Annotated in this window: 16 protein-coding genes and 2 pseudogenes; 4 read left to right on the top strand and 14 right to left on the bottom strand. The window is 48.9% G+C overall.

Translation table 11 applies throughout. From position 1 onward, the window contains the following. Positions 1-7: 7 nt before the first annotated feature. The 6 genes from yunB to SB724_RS15315 form a co-directional block, all read right to left on the bottom strand. The gene (gene yunB / locus SB724_RS15340; protein ID WP_032876717.1) at positions 8-766 is read right to left on the bottom strand and encodes a sporulation protein YunB; all 759 of its coding nucleotides are present in this window, start codon (positions 764-766) and stop codon (positions 8-10) included. A gap of 126 nt (positions 767-892) precedes the next feature. Beyond that, a complete protein-coding gene (locus SB724_RS15335; protein ID WP_265973106.1) occupies positions 893-2287 on the bottom strand; it encodes a bifunctional metallophosphatase/5'-nucleotidase in 1395 nt (464 codons plus the stop codon). Positions 2288-2304: 17 nt separating this feature from the next. Next, positions 2305-3126: a sulfite exporter TauE/SafE family protein gene (locus SB724_RS15330; RefSeq protein WP_007613562.1), complete on the bottom strand. Its 822-nt coding sequence runs from the start codon at positions 3124-3126 to the stop codon at positions 2305-2307. 19 nt (positions 3127-3145) lie between these two features. After that, positions 3146-3997: a DUF72 domain-containing protein gene (locus tag SB724_RS15325; RefSeq protein ID WP_007613564.1), complete on the bottom strand. Its 852-nt coding sequence runs from the start codon at positions 3995-3997 to the stop codon at positions 3146-3148. 26 nt (positions 3998-4023) lie between these two features. Beyond that, complete coding sequence (locus SB724_RS15320; protein ID WP_007613566.1) at positions 4024-4377, bottom strand: YunG family protein; 354 nt, start codon at positions 4375-4377, stop codon at positions 4024-4026. A gap of 72 nt (positions 4378-4449) precedes the next feature. Next, a complete protein-coding gene (locus SB724_RS15315; protein ID WP_410571796.1) occupies positions 4450-5814 on the bottom strand; it encodes an allantoinase in 1365 nt (454 codons plus the stop codon). A gap of 180 nt (positions 5815-5994) precedes the next feature. On the opposite strand from SB724_RS15315, the gene SB724_RS15310 reads away from it, so the two are divergent. Continuing rightward, complete coding sequence (locus SB724_RS15310) at positions 5995-7590, top strand: PucR family transcriptional regulator (protein WP_410571794.1); 1596 nt, start codon at positions 5995-5997, stop codon at positions 7588-7590. Positions 7591-7762: 172 nt separating this feature from the next. On the opposite strand, the pseudogene SB724_RS15305 reads toward SB724_RS15310, so the two are convergent. Continuing rightward, positions 7763-7991, bottom strand: a pseudogene (locus SB724_RS15305) (XkdF-like putative serine protease domain-containing protein); the annotation flags it as partial. 99 nt (positions 7992-8090) lie between these two features. Between SB724_RS15305 and SB724_RS15300 the strand changes: the two are divergent. Beyond that, positions 8091-8441: a hypothetical protein gene (locus SB724_RS15300; RefSeq protein ID WP_410571792.1), complete on the top strand. Its 351-nt coding sequence runs from the start codon at positions 8091-8093 to the stop codon at positions 8439-8441. Between the two features lie 87 nt (positions 8442-8528). Here SB724_RS15300 and SB724_RS15295 read toward each other — a convergent pair. From SB724_RS15295 to allC, 4 genes and pseudogenes are all read right to left on the bottom strand, one after another. Continuing rightward, a pseudogene (locus SB724_RS15295) lies at positions 8529-8663 on the bottom strand (hypothetical protein); the annotation flags it as partial. Between the two features lie 982 nt (positions 8664-9645). Then, positions 9646-10842, bottom strand: a complete 1197-nt coding sequence (locus tag SB724_RS15290) for an MFS transporter (RefSeq protein ID WP_015418151.1) — start codon at positions 10840-10842, stop codon at positions 9646-9648. A 121-nt stretch (positions 10843-10963) separates the two neighbouring features. Continuing rightward, a complete protein-coding gene (locus SB724_RS15285) occupies positions 10964-12175 on the bottom strand; it encodes a pyridoxal-phosphate-dependent aminotransferase family protein (RefSeq protein ID WP_410571876.1) in 1212 nt (403 codons plus the stop codon). A 60-nt stretch (positions 12176-12235) separates the two neighbouring features. Then, positions 12236-13477, bottom strand: coding sequence for an allantoate deiminase (allC, locus tag SB724_RS15280; RefSeq protein ID WP_410571790.1), 1242 nt, complete (start codon positions 13475-13477; stop codon positions 12236-12238). Positions 13478-13675: 198 nt separating this feature from the next. On the opposite strand from allC, the gene SB724_RS15275 reads away from it, so the two are divergent. Then, positions 13676-14545 carry an endonuclease I family protein gene (locus SB724_RS15275; protein WP_410571788.1) on the top strand — a complete coding sequence of 290 codons (870 nt, stop codon included), beginning with the start codon at positions 13676-13678 and terminating at the stop codon, positions 14543-14545. A gap of 49 nt (positions 14546-14594) precedes the next feature. Here the strand turns inward: SB724_RS15275 and SB724_RS15270 are convergent, their stop codons facing one another. Then, positions 14595-15701 (bottom strand): ABC transporter ATP-binding protein, encoded by a 1107-nt coding sequence (locus tag SB724_RS15270; RefSeq protein WP_265973097.1) that lies wholly within the window; start codon positions 15699-15701, stop codon positions 14595-14597. Positions 15702-15856: 155 nt separating this feature from the next. Between SB724_RS15270 and frlR the strand changes: the two genes are divergently transcribed. Further along, positions 15857-16585, top strand: coding sequence for a transcriptional regulator FrlR (gene frlR / locus SB724_RS15265; RefSeq protein WP_265973095.1), 729 nt, complete (start codon positions 15857-15859; stop codon positions 16583-16585). Between the two features lie 24 nt (positions 16586-16609). Here the strand turns inward: frlR and SB724_RS15260 are convergent, their stop codons facing one another. After that, positions 16610-17464 (bottom strand): PfkB family carbohydrate kinase, encoded by an 855-nt coding sequence (locus tag SB724_RS15260; RefSeq protein WP_007613586.1) that lies wholly within the window; start codon positions 17462-17464, stop codon positions 16610-16612. A gap of 13 nt (positions 17465-17477) precedes the next feature. Further along, positions 17478-18362, bottom strand: coding sequence for a carbohydrate ABC transporter permease (locus SB724_RS15255; RefSeq protein WP_003151895.1), 885 nt, complete (start codon positions 18360-18362; stop codon positions 17478-17480).

The raw sequence follows: 18362 nt of genomic DNA, 5'->3' as shown, positions 1-18362 counted from the left end.
TGTGTTTTTATTTATCTTTCTTCTGTTTTTCATTCGGCAGCTGGACGGAAGGCGTCACACCTGACCCGCCGCTTCCGTTATAAAACTGCGGCACCTCTCCTTGAATCGCTTTAATGGAGACCGGAATATTATTTGTCACGACTGAAGTCTTACTGGCAAACGGAATAATGACCTTCACTTTAATCTCCACAAAAATACTGATATCGATCAGGGCATTGTTAATGCCGTACGGCTTTATTTTTGTTTTCACATCAGTTAACGCATCTCCGATCAGGTTAAAGCGCACGGGGATTTTCGGCCCAAGATTTCCGAGAATGCTGTTTCCCGTGACCTGCCCTAAGGGAATATCGATCATAATTTCATCGGCCGTTTTCGCGCCTTTTTCTGTTTCATGCTGCTTATTGTTCGACTCCACTTCCTTCAGATGAGCCTGGAGCTGCTTTGTCACTTTCGCCTTCATACTGTTGACCATTTGTGTATTAAAATCCATCGTTGTGACTTTTCCGTTTTCATCCGTTTTCATATCGACCATATCTTTCACATTGTCGCTGTGAGACATGTATTCTTCTATGGATTCCGTAATGACCTCTGTCGCCACCCGTTTGGTTTCCATTTCTCCTATGTTCATCAGCACCGGTTTGATTGAGGAATTGATCATCCAAAGGCTGATGACCGTCGATATGATGAAAAAAGCAAACGACAGAAGAAGCACATATCGAAAAGGCAAAGGCCCTCTCTTGCGAAGAGCGCTCCGGTATCTAGGCAAGAAAAATCCCCCCTTACATATCACAATGTATGCTTGTAAGAGGGGACATAGTATTTTATTTTCACTCTTAAAAAGTCCCGCTTACCTTCACTCGGGTGAAATGGAACGGCGGACAGCTATATGACATTACCGCTGCCGCGCGAGCTTCCAGGCGAGCAGATCTCTTAAAAACTCCGGCATAAAGTATTGTTTTTCTTTTGAATCGCGGATGTAAGGGAACAGCTTTCCGAGTGTAAACATATCGAGAACGGCAACCGAGTATATCCGCTCCGGATCAATCTCTTCTCCGTTCACTTTCACATTGAGGAGATGCGTCACACCGTCTTCAAGAATGCCGGCCTCTGCCTCCGCTCCGGCATATACCATCCTGCCCATCACTTCCCCGCGGAAGCCGAGACCTTTTATCCGCAGCTGCTCCATTTGTTCCGAGGCGGCCTGACTGATTGTTTCCTGGAGTTCCCTGCCTGAAAGACGAACGGCCACCGGATTGATCGGATGAGGGCAGATGCGGTGCAGGTCAAGCTTTGTGACAGGCCCCTTCTGTAAAGGCCCCAAAATGACGCCTGAATTCACCATGCTGACTTCACAGCCGCACCAGCTTTTCAGCGCTTCGGCTAATAGAAGCGGGAGCGGCGATTCCTCAAACCACTTCACGCCGGCATCTTCATTCAGATTGGCGACTTGTACGGAGAGCAGGTTTTCCGCTTCCCGTTCTTTCTCTTTCAGAAAAGCCGCCGTATCTTCAGATTCCCCGTGCCAATCAGCCATTTTCTGTACAGATGCCTGTTTGCTGACAATGGTTCGTGATTCACTTTCTATTGTCAGCTCGACACAGCCGACATAGTTCCCGTATTTCTCCGCACATGCAAGCAATACGCCGTTTATGTCCTGTCCGTCCTCAAGAAGGTGGTGCGTATGTGATTCAAGAATGACATCGATGTCCAGAAATTTTTCCGCTGCTGCCCGGTCATCGATCAGGCCTAAATGAGAAAGCAGAATGATGATGTCCGCTTTGCCCTTGATATCGTCAAGTGATTCTTGAATGCTTTTTTCCGCATCCGTCACCGTCCAGCCGAGTTTTTGATAGACGGGATAATACGGCACCGTGACGCCCAGTATCCCGGCGGTCATCCCGTTTTTCAGCGTTTTAATCACGTAGGGCTCGGCCCATTCCGGCCGCTGTCCGTCCGCGTCAAACAGGTTGGACACAATGACGGGAAACGCGGCATGAGTATATAAACCCGCCAGCTCATCGTGAGGCAGCGTAATTCCTTCATTATTCCCGACGGCAGCCGCATCGATCTCAAGCCGGTTTAACAAGTCGACATTCGCTTTGCCGAAGGTCGCTTCCGTTATCATTTGGAATCGGTCCATATGATCGCCGATGTCAAATACGAGTGTTTCCTCCCCGTTTTTTTCATGCTCACTTCTCTTCTGCTCAATATAATGTACGATTTTCGGCCAATTTTCGAAATGGCTGTGCAAATCATTCGTATGATATAAACGGAGCTTCTCTAACATACCATCTCTCCTACCTTTTAGCTGAATATCCCTTGATAAATCAATTCACAGCCGATCAAAATCAAGACGACCCGCATGAAAAGCACGATCGTTTTCGTCTGCACCCGCTTATTGACCCACGCGCCCATTTTGCCGCCGAACCACGCGCCCGGAACGAGGCACAGCGCATACAGCCAATTGACATGGCCCTCTGCGATATGTGACACGGAACCCGTCACGGAGGATAAGAAAATAATGAGCATTGACGTCGCCACAGCCACTTTCGGCGGGAACAAAAATAACAGCATCATGGCCGGAACCATAAGAGAGCCGCCGCCAATGCCGAAAAGACCGCCCAATAAACCGACGAAAAAGGCAATCACGATACCGGTGAAAATACGGTACGAATATGTATAAAGCTCACCTGATTCATCCTCATATGTCCGGATCATGCCTTTATGCGCTTTATTGACCGGTTTTGCTTTCGCCTTCAGCATTAATGTAATGGAAATCAAAATCATAAAAAGTCCGAACCAGACGGAAAACGTATGCGCATTAAAAAGTTTAGACAAATACGCGCCGATGATGCTGCCCGGGCCGGAACCGATAAAAAAGATCAGTCCGCTTTTGTAGTCAACGGTTTTATATTTCATATAGGCCAGAGTTGATGACAGGCCCGTAAAAATAATCACCAAAAGGGACGTGCCGATGGCAGTCTGCGGTGTTACGTCATGGAAAAACGGAGTCATCGTGCTTAAATAGAGCATCGCCGGCACGATGATAATTCCTCCCCCAAGCCCGATCAGGCTGCCGACCGTTCCTGCGATAAATCCCAATATGATCAATATAAGATAAGACATGTGTCTTGAAACCTCTTTTCTAGCTGAATAGGTCGAGCTGCTTCGGAGCAAGCCCGGTATATGAGATATCTAACATTTCAAGCATCTCAAGCCCGTTATCGGCGGCGTCTCCGCCTGAGTTATTGTTGAAGAGCACATACAGATTTCGCGACTGCTTTTTCAGCTCCTGAAGATTGTTTTTCCAATCTTTGAGCTCCTGTTTGTTATAGCGGTATAAATATCTGACCTCACGCCAGTTTTGTCCGCCGTCTGGTTTGATCCAGCCCTGCTTGTTCCGTCCGTGAAAACGGACAAGCGTTTTTTCTTCATCCGTTGCTTTCAGGACGGTCGGAATGCTGCCCTCGCCGATTTGCGGCTCGTCACATATGCTGTGAATCCAGCCTTCCTCCTTCATAAAGGAAAGCGTCTGTTCATAAAATGGCGGGGAAAACCAAGACCGGTTGCGGAATTCAAGCGCGCACGGAATATCGCCCATCTGCTGCCTGCACCATCTTAAATATGCGACGTTTTCTTTCTTGCAGTCAAACCACGGCGGGAATTGGAACAGCACCATGGCAAGCTTTCCATGCTCTATATACGGCGATAATGACAGCTTAAACGCCTCAAACATTTCTTCCTTCGATTCAAAGGGAATATCGCCGCGCTGATGGCCCGTCATTCCTTGATATGCCTTAATGACAAATTGAAAAGATTCCGGCGTCTCTTTGACCCATCTTTCATTATTACGGGCGGGCTGTATCGCGTAAAAGCTCGCGTCCAGCTCGACGATGGGAAAATGGGAGGAATACACCTGCAGTTTTTGCGGGCCCGCTGTTTTCGGCGGATAGATGCTGTCATGATCCCCCCACCCCGTCAGTCCGATATAAATCACAATCCTTCACCTCTCACTCTAGTTTATCACAGGTGTTTTTCTCTTTCTGTTTCCATGTTTTTTCTGAATGCACTTTTCAGGAACCGGTACTGATGTTCATTGGTGTCCGAAAATGCCTCATCTCTGGAAGAAAGAATGTGCTGATAGACGATCGGCTCTGAAAACTGACCGCTCGTGAAATCATATATCTCCCCGTCTATTCGGTTATAAAAATGCCAGCTTGTGCCGGTTTTTGTTTTGAGAATGTCACCGCCGTAAACATCTTGGATGACTAAAGCCGTTACGCCGCACTGGCCTTTGGCCGGGCAATCTTCCGTCCATTTTGTACTGGTCTTGCGCGACCAGGATGCCGTTAATATGTTCAAGATTTGATTATACAATGTGTTTTACTCCTTTTTATAAAAAGATACCACGAGACCCGCTTTCCAAACGACAAAAAAAGCCGATTCTCATCAGAGAATCGGCTCTTTTATTTCAGAAGGCTTCAGGAATGTTCCGAAAGCCCCGCTCTGCTTACCCACGCCATCCTGATACACACAGCGCCCCTTGCTGTAGGTCGCAGCAATTCGGTATGGAAAGGTGCGGCCTTCATACAGGCTTTGCTTATGTTTGGAAAACATCGTTTCTTTTGTGACGGTAAAAGGTTCCGGCCGGACAATGGCAAAATCAGCGTCAAATCCTTCTTCAAGCCGTCCTTTATTCGTTAAACCGAAGCGCTCGGCCGGTGCTTCGGCCGTCCATCGGGCCACATGTTCAAACGGAATCCCATGATCGATCGCTAATTGAATCATGCCGAGAAGCGTAAATTGGCCTCCGCTGATCCCGCCCCACGACAGAAACATATTATCCTCGCGTTTCAAAGACGGATGACAGGGAGAATGATCCGAAGACACCATATCAATCAGGCCCTCAGCCAAAACTCCGATCAATTCCTCTTTATCAGCCTCTGAGCGGAGCGGCGGAGCGCATTTGGCGGCCGCCCCTTTTTTGAGGAAGTCTTCAAAGCTGAATAATAAGTAGTGCGGACACGTTTCAACGGTGACATCCAACCCGTCTTTTTTCGCCTGCTGAATGGAGAGCACGGCCCGTTTCGTGCTGATATGTACAAAATGAAGCGCGCATCCCGTCGCTCTCGCATATTCAATCGCCCGCTGCACAGCCTCGCATTCGGCTTCTTCCGGACGGGAGGAAGCGTAAGCGTGGGCATCAATTTTCCCTTGGAGCGCGTACTCAGCTTCAAGGAATCGGGTGAGGGCGTCGCTTTCTGCGTGCAGAGCCAAAATCTTGCCGCACGCCGCGATTTCCTTCATTCCCTTTAAAAGAGTCCGTTCATCGGCTGATTGAAATTCATCCGTTCCCGATTTAGACAGAAACGCTTTAAACCCGATTGCCCCCGCTTCTGCCATCGGCCGGATATGTTCGGTATATCCGGGCATCAAACCGCCCCAAAGCGCAAAATCAACCGCTGACTTCCGTTCGGCGATTTCCGCCTTTGCCAGCAGGTTTTCAGCAGTTACCGTCGAAGGGATGCAGTTAAGCGGCATATCAAAATAAGACGTACAGCCGCCGGCAGCCAGCATGTTTGAGCCGGTTTCAATGCCTTCCCATTCTTCGCGGCCGGGTTCATTGAAATGCACGTGACAATCGACCGCGCCGGGAAACACATACATGCCGTCAGCCTGCACCACTTGTTCCGCGTTTTCGTCAATGCCGGGCCCGATCAAGGTGATTTTCCCGTCCTTGACAGCGATATCAGCCCGCTCTGTCCCGCCTTTTCGCACAGCTTTCGCACCCTTTACAATTACGTCATAGGCCATTTTATCTTCCTCCCTGTAAGGATGACGATTTTTCTGTCAGTTTTTATCACAACATGCGTCTATGATTGCCAGTTTACTGCTACTATGATCGTAATACATCAGCAAAACCGCTATAATTTTTGATGATTTTTATTCATATTAACCAATGGTTGTCTTTAGAACCTAAAAGGAGATTGACTGATGAACATTTATGATGTGATGAAGATTCCCGCTTATGAGCGGGCCGCAATAATCGCAGGCAGATCCGGCGGCTGGAGGGAGGTGCAGCACGTCAATATGATGGATGCGCCGGACATCGCTGATTTTTTACATAAAAATGAACTGCTCGTCACGACGGCTTACCACTTGAAGGACCGCCCGCAGCTGTTGAAAGATTTGATCCGCCTCATGGCAAAACGGGGCTGCGCGGGACTGGGGATCAAAACGAAGCGTTATCTTGATGTCATTCCGAAAGATGCCGCGGAGCTTGCCGACCGGTATGAATTTCCGATTATTGAGCTGCCGGAAGACATCCGGCTGGGAGATATCGTCAACGCCACACTGAGTCATATTCTTGATATGCGTTCAAATGAGCTGCAGCAGGCCATTTACGCCCATAAAAAATTCACAAACCACATCATGAGCGGCAAAGGACTGCAATCCCTGCTTAAGAAGCTCTCAGACATTCTCCGGCTTCCCGTGCTGCTTCTGGATCAGCATACAAAACTCTTATCATCGTCCCACCGCATACCCATTGACACGTCTTTATTGAAAAACATCTGTTATTCCCTTTCCGGGCCTTATTTCACCTACTTTTCCATGCTGTCCGACAGAAAGGCGTATTCTGTCCTGCCGATTCTGAATGTTGAAAAAAACTGCGGTTATCTGGTGATTCCGGAGCTGGTGCAGACCGCTGATAAAGGCATGATTTTGACAATTGAACAGGCGGCCAACGTCATTTCCTTTGAACTGCTGAAAGAAAATGCCGTCAAACAATTCGGCAGACGGGCGCGCAATGAATTTTTCAGCAATTTTATCGACCGCTCGTTTACCGGCCATGAAGAAATCAAAAGCCGCGCCAAAGAATTCCGGCTCCGCTGGGATCAGAAATACATGTGCATTTGCGGAAAGCTCGACCGAAATGAGAAAACAATCAGCTTTACCGAAAATCAGCTCGTTTCCGATCATGTATTTGATCTGCTTGAAGGGGAGCTGTCATCCTTTCCGTTTCCCCCTCATCTCTTTATTAAAGGAAATGTCGGTATTCTTTTAATTGAGGCGACAGACAGCTGGAATGAAATGCACGCGTCTGTCATCAGCTTTTTGGAGCAGTTTCAAAAGCAGGTCCGGACGCAGTTTAAACGGACTGTCTCCTTCGGCATCTCAAACATATGCCAAAAGCTGATCGACGTCCCTGACGCTTTTACTGAAGCTTCAGACGCCATTTCATCCGGGCATTTGTCCAGAAGCGCGGAGTTTATTCAAATCTATCATGCCAAAGACGTGCCGGAGCTGCTCCGCCTGCTTCCCGCGGAAGATGTGAAGAAGTTTTACGAAGCCACCCTCCAAAGCCTGGCCGACCGGCAAAAGGAGGACCAGAGCCTGCTTCATACGCTGTCTGTTTATCTGGAGACCCACTGCCAGATTTCAGAAACGGCTAAGCGCCTGTACGTCCATCGAAATACGGTGATCTATCGTTTAGAAAAATGCGAGGAACTGCTCGGCAAAAGCTTAAAAGATCCGGAGACGACGATGCGCCTGCGGCTCGCGCTGAGAATGCAGCGGCTGATCGGTTAAGGAATCGTTAGAGACAGGGATGCGGGTGTTCTCCCGCATCCTATTTAAGTGGGATTCATTCAGCTAAATCCTCAAAAAATGCTGCCATCAAAATCTGCTTCCATTGATATCATCAGGCTTTTTCGATATCCGGGATGTAACCGATAATCTCACCCTTTTAAATCGCATCCTAAACTGCCTCGGGAGCCTTTGTCACAAGCACCCATGACCCTTTTTTGATGGTTTCGCCATTTATTTGAAAATCAGCGGGGAGCGACACAAGACTCAACCACTTCACCAACGCCGCCCTGAAAGTCATGCTGCTTTTCCTTTTCTGATTTCATAAAAAAACGCTTTTGATTAACAGCCTTGTCTACGTAAGAAACATGTGTGATGTTTGCGTTTACCAGTTCTCTTGGCATGTGTTCACTCATTTCAAAGAATATTTAACAATTTCTCCATTGTTATACTTCCATTAAGTGTTATTGTTATCCTATAAATACCAAAAGGAGGTTTTTACTTTGAAACTAGCTAAAAATGCTTTGTTATCACTTGCAATTGTTTCATTCATTTTCGCGCCTTTTTTTAACTCTTCAGCATCAGCTGCCGGTCCCGCTACTAAAGTGAATAAGAACATATGGGACCCAGCAGAAACCCGTATCACCTTAAAAATTGGAGATGTAAGAACTTTTGCTAATGCAGGTAACCACATTTCCTTTAATCCGCTCACAAAACCTAATGCTATTAAATATACAACGTTAGGTAGCATCAGCACTGTCCAAGTCTTTGCAGTAGCTAAAGGACAAGCATACATCGAATTCTATGATGACTCCTTCACTTGGAGAACCCGATACTATTTTTTTGTTGAGTAATAACCTGAAGAGATAGATTCTATCTCTTCTTTTTAATTAAATGATTGCGGCGTTTCGAATTTTTTATTTTTCCTCAGCTGTCAGCCCCTAAATTTCGTTATTTACCACAGGCGATAGAACGCAGTGACAACTAACCCGCTCAGCGGCGGAAAGCTTTGTGTCTCGCTGATACATACAAGTTTCGCTGCTTCCAGGTATCTTGAATTCTTCGTCAACACCAACAGTCGAACACATCAAGACCAAAAACCGCTCTGACAGGCCATGCAAGGGGATTTTATAAAATTTCCGAAAAAGGAGGGGCGGTTCCCCTCCGTGAATCGTAATGAAGCTTCGTGTGTTGGCTAATGGCTGTCTGGATAATGGTCTCACTGTCATCCTGGAAAAATCACTTACTTCTATAAGTCTTTCTTTTTAACAGAAACCGCAGATATAGCAGCAGAAATAGCTATCCGCTCCGCTTCTTATGCACTCTCTGTAACATGGAGAATTATAAAAAGGAGGGCGCGCGGAAACATAGGGGGAGCTCCCTGAATGGGTCAATTGATTGGCCCATGGATAAGAATTAAATTCTTGCCGCTGATACAAATGGAATGACGGGTAATAATACAACATTTTCAACTCCTTTTCCGTACACCATATTGTACTTACCGACACCCTTTTTAGATGATTGTCTCTTGCATAATTGTGTGTTGGCCTAATTGCGGGTTTTAGCCTGCAAAATTCGTGCAGGAGAGCCATCACAACATCTTCCGTGAGAGGTTTTATAAGCTAACCTCTCCTTGTTGTCACCAATCAACCCCTATACCCGACTGAACGGTTCGTATTATCCCAATGACCCGTTTAGGCAGACTGTTCTCACTCTGCATGCGAAACAGCAAATACCAACACCGCTGCTTTTTCCCTTTCTTCATTTACGTCGATCTATGTTGTTCCCGCCTGACTGCCTTCTTTTTTGATCAACTTCCGGCAGATCAAATTCGTCAGACTCCTCAAGAGATAAAGCTGGTTTTACTATATCTACACCTGTTCCGGTTTCCATTCGCGCTATGCTTGAGCATACGGAACAACTGATTTCCCTATAATTCACAATGGCGTTCGATATGATTTTCCCTCTATGCGCATCTCTACAATTTCAGAGATGCAGACAGCCGAAGAATAAACGACAATAGCAAAAAGCCTCCGGATACACGGAGGCTTTGATTCCTTATCCTTGCTGCGTGAACGGCCGGGTTTGTGTCTTTTTGCCCCAGCCAAGCGCGGCCAGAAAACTGATGGCGAGAATGGCTGCTCCCAGCATATACGGAAATTCCATATTTACGTCAAAGAGAAAACCGGCGGCAGACGGTCCGGCGATATTCGCTAAGCTGATGAATGAGGTGTTCATCCCTCCGGCAAACCCCTGCTGGTCACCGGCGAGCTTCGACAGCATCGTGTTAACGGCCGGCCGGAGCAGCGATGTCAGCGTCAGGAAAAAGATTGCCGCGGCAAAAACGGCCCAATATGAACCCGCAAACCGGCACCACACAAGTCCTGCAGCAGCCCCGATCAACGTCACGTTAATCACGCGTTTTTCCCCGAACTTGCGGACGAGATAACTGACGCCGACCGCCTGCACAAACACGCCGATGAGACCCGCAGCCGTAATAATAAAGGCAATATCAGACGCTTTAAATCCGTGTTTATGGTCAACGTAAAGGCCGAAAACAGATTCAAAGTTCATAATTCCGAAGTTCAGCACAAAAACCAGAATCAGCATAAACGCGAACGGCGACTTGAGCGCGCGTGACATTTGCTTAAACAGATGCTCACGTTTTTCCGTTTTTGCCCGGGCTTCCAGCTGCTTTTCACGTCCCAGCGTTTCGGGCAGAAAGAAAAATGAAAGCACACTTGAAAAGCAGGCAAGACTTGCAGACACGATGAACGGCACAGACATGCCATAATGAACCAAATAGCCTCCGACACCGGGCCCGATGACGACACCGAGCGTCATCGCCGCGCTGAACAGCCCCATTCCTTTCCCGCGTTCTTCTTCGGTCGTAATATCCGCTATGTAAGCGAACATTGACGGCATTAAAAACGCCGCGCCCATTCCGCCCAAAAGCCGGGATGCGAACAGTTGCCACAGGCTTCCGGCAAAGGCGAAGATCAATTGTGACACGGCAAAGGCGGCAATGCCGAAAATAATCAGTTTCCGCCGTCCGTATTTGTCGGTTATTTCCCCGGCAATAGGCGCAAATAAAAGCTGTGTAAGCCCCGCCGCCGCAACAAGCAGACCCATCGTGCTGCCCGTCGCGCCGAATTCGGTAATATAGGTGGGCATAATCGGAATAATCAATCCGATTCCAAGCATCGCAATAAACATATTCAGCATTAAAATTGACAATCGGCCTATGTACGCCATGATTTCTTACCTTCTCCCCAGACAAACAGATGATCATTCCATATTTGTCATTTTTTATACCATTCAGTATAACGGGCAAAAGGGAAAAAAGTCCAGATGATTTCAATCTCGTTTTCAAGTCTCATGACAGCACACCGGTTTCAGCCGGCAGATCATATATGTTAAGGGCCGCCTGCAGCGCTTCCCCGGCTTTAACGGCAACTCCGTGTCTGATCAGAACCGCTTCAAGTCCAGCCAGCACAAACAGCACATTTTCCTTTCTGCAGCTGTAGCCCATCGTTCCGATTCTCCAAATTTTCCCCTGCAGCGGACCGAACGAGCTGGCGATTTCAATTCCGAATTGAGACAAAAGCATCCTTCTGATCGATTCGCCGTCTGCTTCCGGCGGAATCTGCACACATGTGACGACAGGCAGCTTCGCCTCCGGATCGCCGAATAAATCAAGACCCATCGCTGCAAGTCCCGCCGTAAGCGCTTTTTCATGACGCCGATGCCTGCGGAACCGTTCTTCAAGTCCTTCTTCCAGGACAAGGCGCACACCTTCCCGCAGCGCATAAAGCATTGTTGTCGCTTCTGTGTGGTGATTCAGCCTTCTTTCACTCCAATAATCTTCGAGCTGGCTCAGATCAAAATAGTTGCTCGTAATGGGCCGATGACCGGACAGCATTTTACCGTCAGCCGCCGTCGCAATGCCCCGTTCTACCTTTTTACGCGCGGCAATGACAGCGGCCGTCCTGTCATTATAAGTAATCGGCGCCATTCCGGAAGGGACCGACAGACATTTTTGCGTTCCCCCGATGACTGCGTCAATCTTCCATTCATCCGTCTTTACGGCGCAGCCTCCGATCGTGGCCACGGCATCCACGATAAAGAGTGCGTCTTGGGCGCGGCACGCTTCCCCGATTTCTTTCAGCGGGTGAATCCGCCCCGTTGATGTTTCTCCGTGCACCATAGCGACGATTTTCGGGGAAATCTTTTTCATCTCGCTGATAACCTCTTCAGGCCGGAAGACCGTTCCCCATTCACACTCGATCGTATGAACGTGCGCTCCGTATCGCTCGGCGATTTCAGTCAGCAGGTATCCGAAGCGTCCGTATATCGGAACGAGCACGCTGTCACCCGGTTCTATCACACTTGCGAGAACAGCCTCAATCCCCGCTCTTGATGTGCCGTCAATTGGATAGGCCCAGCGGTTTTCCGTTTGAAACAATTCACGGAGCATTTGCATCGTTTCGTTCATGATGCCGGTAAATGCCGGGTCAAACTGGCCGATGATCGGAGCGCCCATCGCCCTCAGCACTCTCGGTTCAGCTTCTGTCGGTCCCGGTGTCATAATCGTTCTTTGCGGAATGCACAATTCTTTTCTGGTCGGCACGCCGATTCCCCCTTTACGTTAATAGGCAAGTTTATGTAATACATTCGCCAGCGTAAGGACGCCGGTTTCAAGCTGATGTGCGGGTGTGAACTCAAGCGGCGAGTGGCTGATCCCGCCACGGCTCGGCACGAACAGCATGCAGGCCGGAAAGGTTCTGCCGAGCATCTGGGCGTCATGTCCCGCTCCGCTTACAATTTCCTCCGGGTCCGCCCCCTGCTCTTTTGCAGCCTCCGCTGCGGTTCGTGTCAGTGTCTGATTCATTTGAACCGGCTCTATCCTCATATATTCATCAATAACGGGTCTGACTCCTTTGCTGCGGCTGATGTTTTCAACAATCGATACCAGTTTCTGATGGAAGGCTGCCAGCACGTCTTCCTGCCGGTGGCGAATATCAACGGAAAACTGGATACGGCCCGGAATGACATTCGCCATATTCGGTTCAACCGTCATTTTCCCGCACGTCAGACGGAGCTCTTCCGGCTGTCTTTCCGCTGAAAGCATCAGTTCGTGGATGATGCTGCTTCCCGCCGCGAGCGGGTCTTTCCGCCATTTCATTGAAGTGGTGCCGGCATGGTTGCATTCACCGTCAAGCGTAACGGTATAGCGTCTCTGTCCGGCAATCTCGGTGACAATCCCGATATCCTTTCCTGATCGTTCAAGCGTTTGCCCCTGTTCAATATGAATTTCCAGAAAGGCACTAATATCAGTGCGCAGCGGCGCTGGATAACGGCCTGCACCGAAGCCGTTCTGCCGCATGGCTTCTCTCAGAGAAATGCCGGACGCGTCTTTCGGCGTTTCCGCATCTGAAAGCGAGAAAGCACCGGTGATATTGCCTGAGCCCCAATAGGTGATGGGAAAACGGCTCCCTTCCTCTTCACAGAGCGACACAGACTCCAGCGTTTTTTTCGGACGCCCGCACATCTCATGCAAGTGCCGGATCGCCAGCATGCCCGCCAGCACGCCGAACGCACCGTCATATTTGCCGCCGTCAATAACGGTGTCAATATGCGACCCGGTGAGAATCACCTCATCAGGCGATTCTGTGCCGCTCAGACGGCCGAATACGTTACCGACATCGTCAAATGCCGTTTTCAGCCCGAACGCCTCCATTTTCTTTTTGACGGCAAGCTGGGCGTCCATCCATTCTTTCGTATATAAAAGCCTCGTCACTCCGCCGGAAGCGGAAGCGCCGAATTGAGACAGCCATTGTATGTCATCGGAAATCCCGATATTCGCCGCCGAAAGCTGCTGATGTTCCATACACGCCCTCCTTTTAAACTGAAAAACTGACAGATGATCTTCATTATAGAAGGAGCGCATAACGAGTTCATTATCATATCTTCCAAAAAATCAATGATTTTCCGGATACTTTGACCAATAAGCCGAAGGAACTATTTTTCAAAAAAGATAGAATATTAGATTTATTTTTTGGATAATAGAGGTAAAGGAGGGCAAGTCATGACAAAAAAACTTTGGTTTCTGCCGATTGTCTGCCTGTTTTTCATTTTTGGATGGGCCGCGCCGTCAGCCTCTGCGGGCGCGCCGGCTGACACGAATCTGTACAGCCGGATGGCGGTTTCAACTGCCGGCGGCACAACTCTTTTTCCGCAAACTGCCTCAGCTGTCATCACTCCGTCTGCGGATACGGACACATATTACAAAGAAGCTTCCGGAAAAAGCGGAACAGCCTTAAAGAGCGCCCTGCACCGCATCATCAGCGGACATACAAAGCTGTCTTACAGCCAAGTATGGAATGCATTGAAGGAAACTGACGAAGATCCGGCAAATCCGAACAATGTCATCTTGCTCTACACCCAGGAATCACGGGCCAAAAGTAAAAACGGCGGCAGCGTCGGGGACTGGAACCGTGAACACGTGTGGGCAAAGTCACACGGAAACTTCGGAACAGCTGACGGCCCCGGGACGGACATTCATCATCTGCGCCCTGCAGACGTCCAGGTGAACAGTGCCAGAGGAAACATGGATTTTGATAACGGCGGCTCAGAATATTCGAAAGCGCCGGGCAATTATTACGACGGTGATTCCTGGGAGCCGCACGATGAGGTTAAAGGAGACGTCGCCCGCATGCTGTTTTACATGGCGGTGCGTTATGAAGGAGACGACGGGTATCCCGACCTTGAGCTGAATGATAAAACCGGAAACGGCTCAGCTCCTTACATGGGAAAACTGTCCGTTTTGCTCAAATGGAATCAACAAGACCCCGTCGACAGTAAGGAAAAACGGCGGAACGAAATCATTTACGAAGACTATCAGCATAACCGCAATCCGTTTATCGACCATCCGGAATGGGCGGACGAAATCTGGTAATCGTATCATAAGAAGTGATAAGGGAGCCCTGATCATCAGGCTCCCTTTTTCAATATACGGCGTTTTCAGTGTCGGCATCAAAAAAGACGGCCCGGTTCATATTGACCGCAAGCAGAATGGCATCGCCGGGTTTCACCTGTGAAGCGCCGTCAAGACGGATCGTCATGCGGTCATCTCCGCTCACCGCATGAACGTACATCTCCGCGCCTAAGTTCTCACATACTTCCGCCACAGCGCGGCACGCCGCTTCAGGCGGGTGCTCTGATTGTCCGGCAAGCGTCAAATGCTCCGGACGCAGCCCCGCAATCATCTCCTTACCGCTGTATCCTTTCTGCACAAGAACGGCCGCTTTTTCTTTCGGAATGGGCAGACGAACGGACGAACCGGCAAAATACCATTGCCCGTGACTTTCTTCAATGACGCCTTTTATAAAATTCATACTCGGAGAACCGATAAAACCCGCCACAAACATATTCGCCGGATAATGATAAATCTCATGGGGGCTTGCGGCCTGCTGAATATCTCCTTCATTCATCACGACAATCCGGTCGCCCATTGTCATCGCTTCCGTCTGATCATGCGTCACATAAACGATAGTCGCTTTCAAACGCTGATGGAGCTTGCTGATTTCCGCGCGCATCGTCACTCGCAATTTCGCATCTAAGTTGGAAAGCGGCTCGTCCATCAGAAACACTTTCGGCTCCCGTACGATCGACCGGCCGAGCGCAACCCGCTGCCGCTGTCCGCCTGAAAGAGCCTTCGGTTTCCGCTTGAGCAGATGCCCGATTTCCAAAATATCAGCGGCCGTCCGGACTCGCTCTGCAATTTCTTTTTTCGGCAGCTTTCTGAGCTTCAAACCGAACGCCATATTGTCAAACACTGTCATGTGGGGATACAGCGCGTAATTCTGAAAAACCATCGCGATATCACGATCCTTCGGGGGCAGATCGTTTACCGCGTCTCCATCGATATAAAGCTTCCCCTCAGAAATGCTCTCCAGTCCGGCAATCATTCTGAGTGTCGTAGATTTGCCGCAGCCGGAGGGACCGACTAGCACCAGCAGCTCCTCATCTTTTACATCTAAGTGAAAATCCTTCACTGCCGCCGATTGGGCGCCGTATGTTTTTTTGATATGGTCAAATGTTAATGATGCCATTCGAAACCTCCTCCAATACTGGAAACCGCCACATCTTTCTGTTATGTTAAAAATGTTCGGGGTTTCTGACAGATTCATAAATGAAAAGCAAATTTGTATTATAACGTCATAATACATATAATAGTACTACTACTTGACAAAGGAGGTCCGTCCCATTGTTAAATAACGGGAGCTCGAAACCTTTATATATTCAGCTGAAACAAATTATCGCGGACGATATCAAGAAGGGCGTTTATTCGCCGTCCGTAAAACTGCCGACTGAAAATGAGCTGTGCGAAACGTACAACGTCAGCCGCATAACGGTCAGGAAGGCCATCCTTGATCTTGTGGAAGAAGGCTGGCTCGTCCGGCAGCAGGGAAAGGGAACGTTCGTTAAAAGCCCTAAACTGAAGCGGGAGCTCATCGCGGTCAACGGCTACTCTGAATTTATGGAATCAACGGGGAAAAAACCGAAACACCAGATCCTTTCCCATGAAATCATTGAAGCGCCTAAATCCATCGCCCAAAAACTTCGCGTCGCTTCCGAAAATCCCGTTCTTGAATTAAAACGCATTTTATTTCACGACGACCAGCCGCTCTCATTCGAAATCGCCCACTATCCGCTCAGTTTATTTCCCGACATCGGCAAGCATATTAAAGGCGGCGTGTCGATGCATGACATTTTGAAACAGCACTATCAGGTGGTGCCCACCCATAATACGAAGCTGTTAAATGTCGTATACGCCAAGCAGGAAGAAAGCCGCTATCTGGCTTGTGATATCGGGGATGCGCTTTTTGAAATTGACAAAACCGCTTTTATGTCAAAAGACCAGCCGATATACAGCTCGCTGTTTGTAATGCATACAGACCGCGTCACGTTTACCATTAACAGCCCCTATGCGTAACAAGTATAAAAAACGAGACAATGCTTATCGTATTCTCGTTTTTTCACTGCTTTTCCCGCCGCCCGGCCTGTAGGGATGCCCGTAACCGAACGCTCCGAACCCTCCGCATGTTTTGGCAGCCGTCCCGGCGGCCGCAGTAAGCGCTCGCCGAATATCCTGATGCTCGAAGAAATCGGTAAGAAACCCGGCGATAAAAGAATCACCCGCGCCCAATGTATCTATTATATCAGCTCTTACCACCGGCTGATGATAGACGCGTTCCCCATCCGATAACACCGCGCCATATTCTCCCCTTGTCAGACAGACGATTTTCGCTCCGAAACCGCGGGCTTTTTCGGCAAGCCGCACACATTCACTTTCACTCAAATCACTCCCGGAAAAAAACGCATACGTCACGTATGGGCAGACCGCTTCTAAATAGGCTTCGTCACGTTTTACAGAGAAGTCAAAGGAAATCGGCACATGGCCGCTCAGCATCGGAAGGTCACGTTCTATCCTGCTGTATACGCTCGTATGCAGCAGATCATGTCCGGCGATAAATGAGATGTCATTCTCCTGAAAAGCGAGCGTCAGACGCGATTGCACACCGCCTTTATTTGATCCGGCAAATATCCTGTCCCCTCTTTCATCAAGCGTGACGACCGCCATCCCGTTTTCTCCGTATGCCCGGCGGATCAGATCGGCATTCACCTTTTCCAGTTTCAGCACATTCAATACGTGATCCGCCGCTTCATCACTGCCGAGAATCCCGATATAAGAAGTTTCGTGGCCTAAGCGCCGGGCAAGCACGGCTACATTTAACGCATTTCCGCCCGGGTAAAACGTCTCCTGATCCTGATAATAATCTACTACATTATCTCCGGCCGCTATCAGTTTCATCTTTTCATCCTCCTTATCCTTTCACGCTTCCCGCAGCAATGCCGCGGATAAAATATCTCTGCATTAATAAAAACAACGCGATGATCGGGGCAGCAGAAATCGTCAGCCCGGCCAGCAGCACGCCCCAATCCGTCTGCAGCGCATCTCTGAACTGCATCAGCCCGGCCGGAATCGTCCGTAAATTTTCATCATCGATAAAAATAATCGCAAACATAAACTCATTCCATGTATGGTAAGCCGTCAAAATGCCTGATGTCACCAGAATCGGCACGCTCATAGGTAAGAATATTCTGAAAAATATTCCGAAACTTGTACATCCATCCAGATAGGCAGCTTCCTCAAGCTCTTTGGAAATCGACAAAAAATAGGAACGGATCAGAATCACGGTAAACGGAATACGGTAGGCGGCGTACGGGAGAATCAATGCCCAATACGTATTGTACAGTCCCAATGACTGGATAATGGAGTACAGCGGCACAAGACTGACCTGCGGCGTCAGCATCAAGCCGCCAAGACAAATGATCAGCACAAACCCTTTTCCTTTAAATTGAAAACGGGCCAGCCCGTATGCCGCCCAGGCGCTCACAAATACGGTGATGAGACAAGTCAGCACGGTCACAATGACGCTGTTCATAAAATAAGCGGAAATTCCTTGGTTCCATGCGGATACGAAGTTTTCGGGATGCCAGACAGAGGGCAGCGACCAGCTGTGCTCAAAAATCTCATCCGAGCTTTTAAAGGCGCTGACCGCCATCCATAACAGCGGATAAGCAACGGCAATGAGGTAGATAAAGAGAAACAGCCACACAGACGTTTCCCCGACATACCATTTTCTCGGTTTTCCGCCTGTTCTGACGGCCTGACGGGCATGACGCAAGTCCGTCTTTTCAGGAAGCAT

This window comes from Bacillus sp. SIMBA_031, from assembly GCF_046535225.1.
GTDB lineage: Bacteria > Bacillota > Bacilli > Bacillales > Bacillaceae > Bacillus > Bacillus velezensis.
Note: the sequence above shows the minus strand (reverse complement) of the source record. Positions and strands in the feature narration are given on the sequence as shown.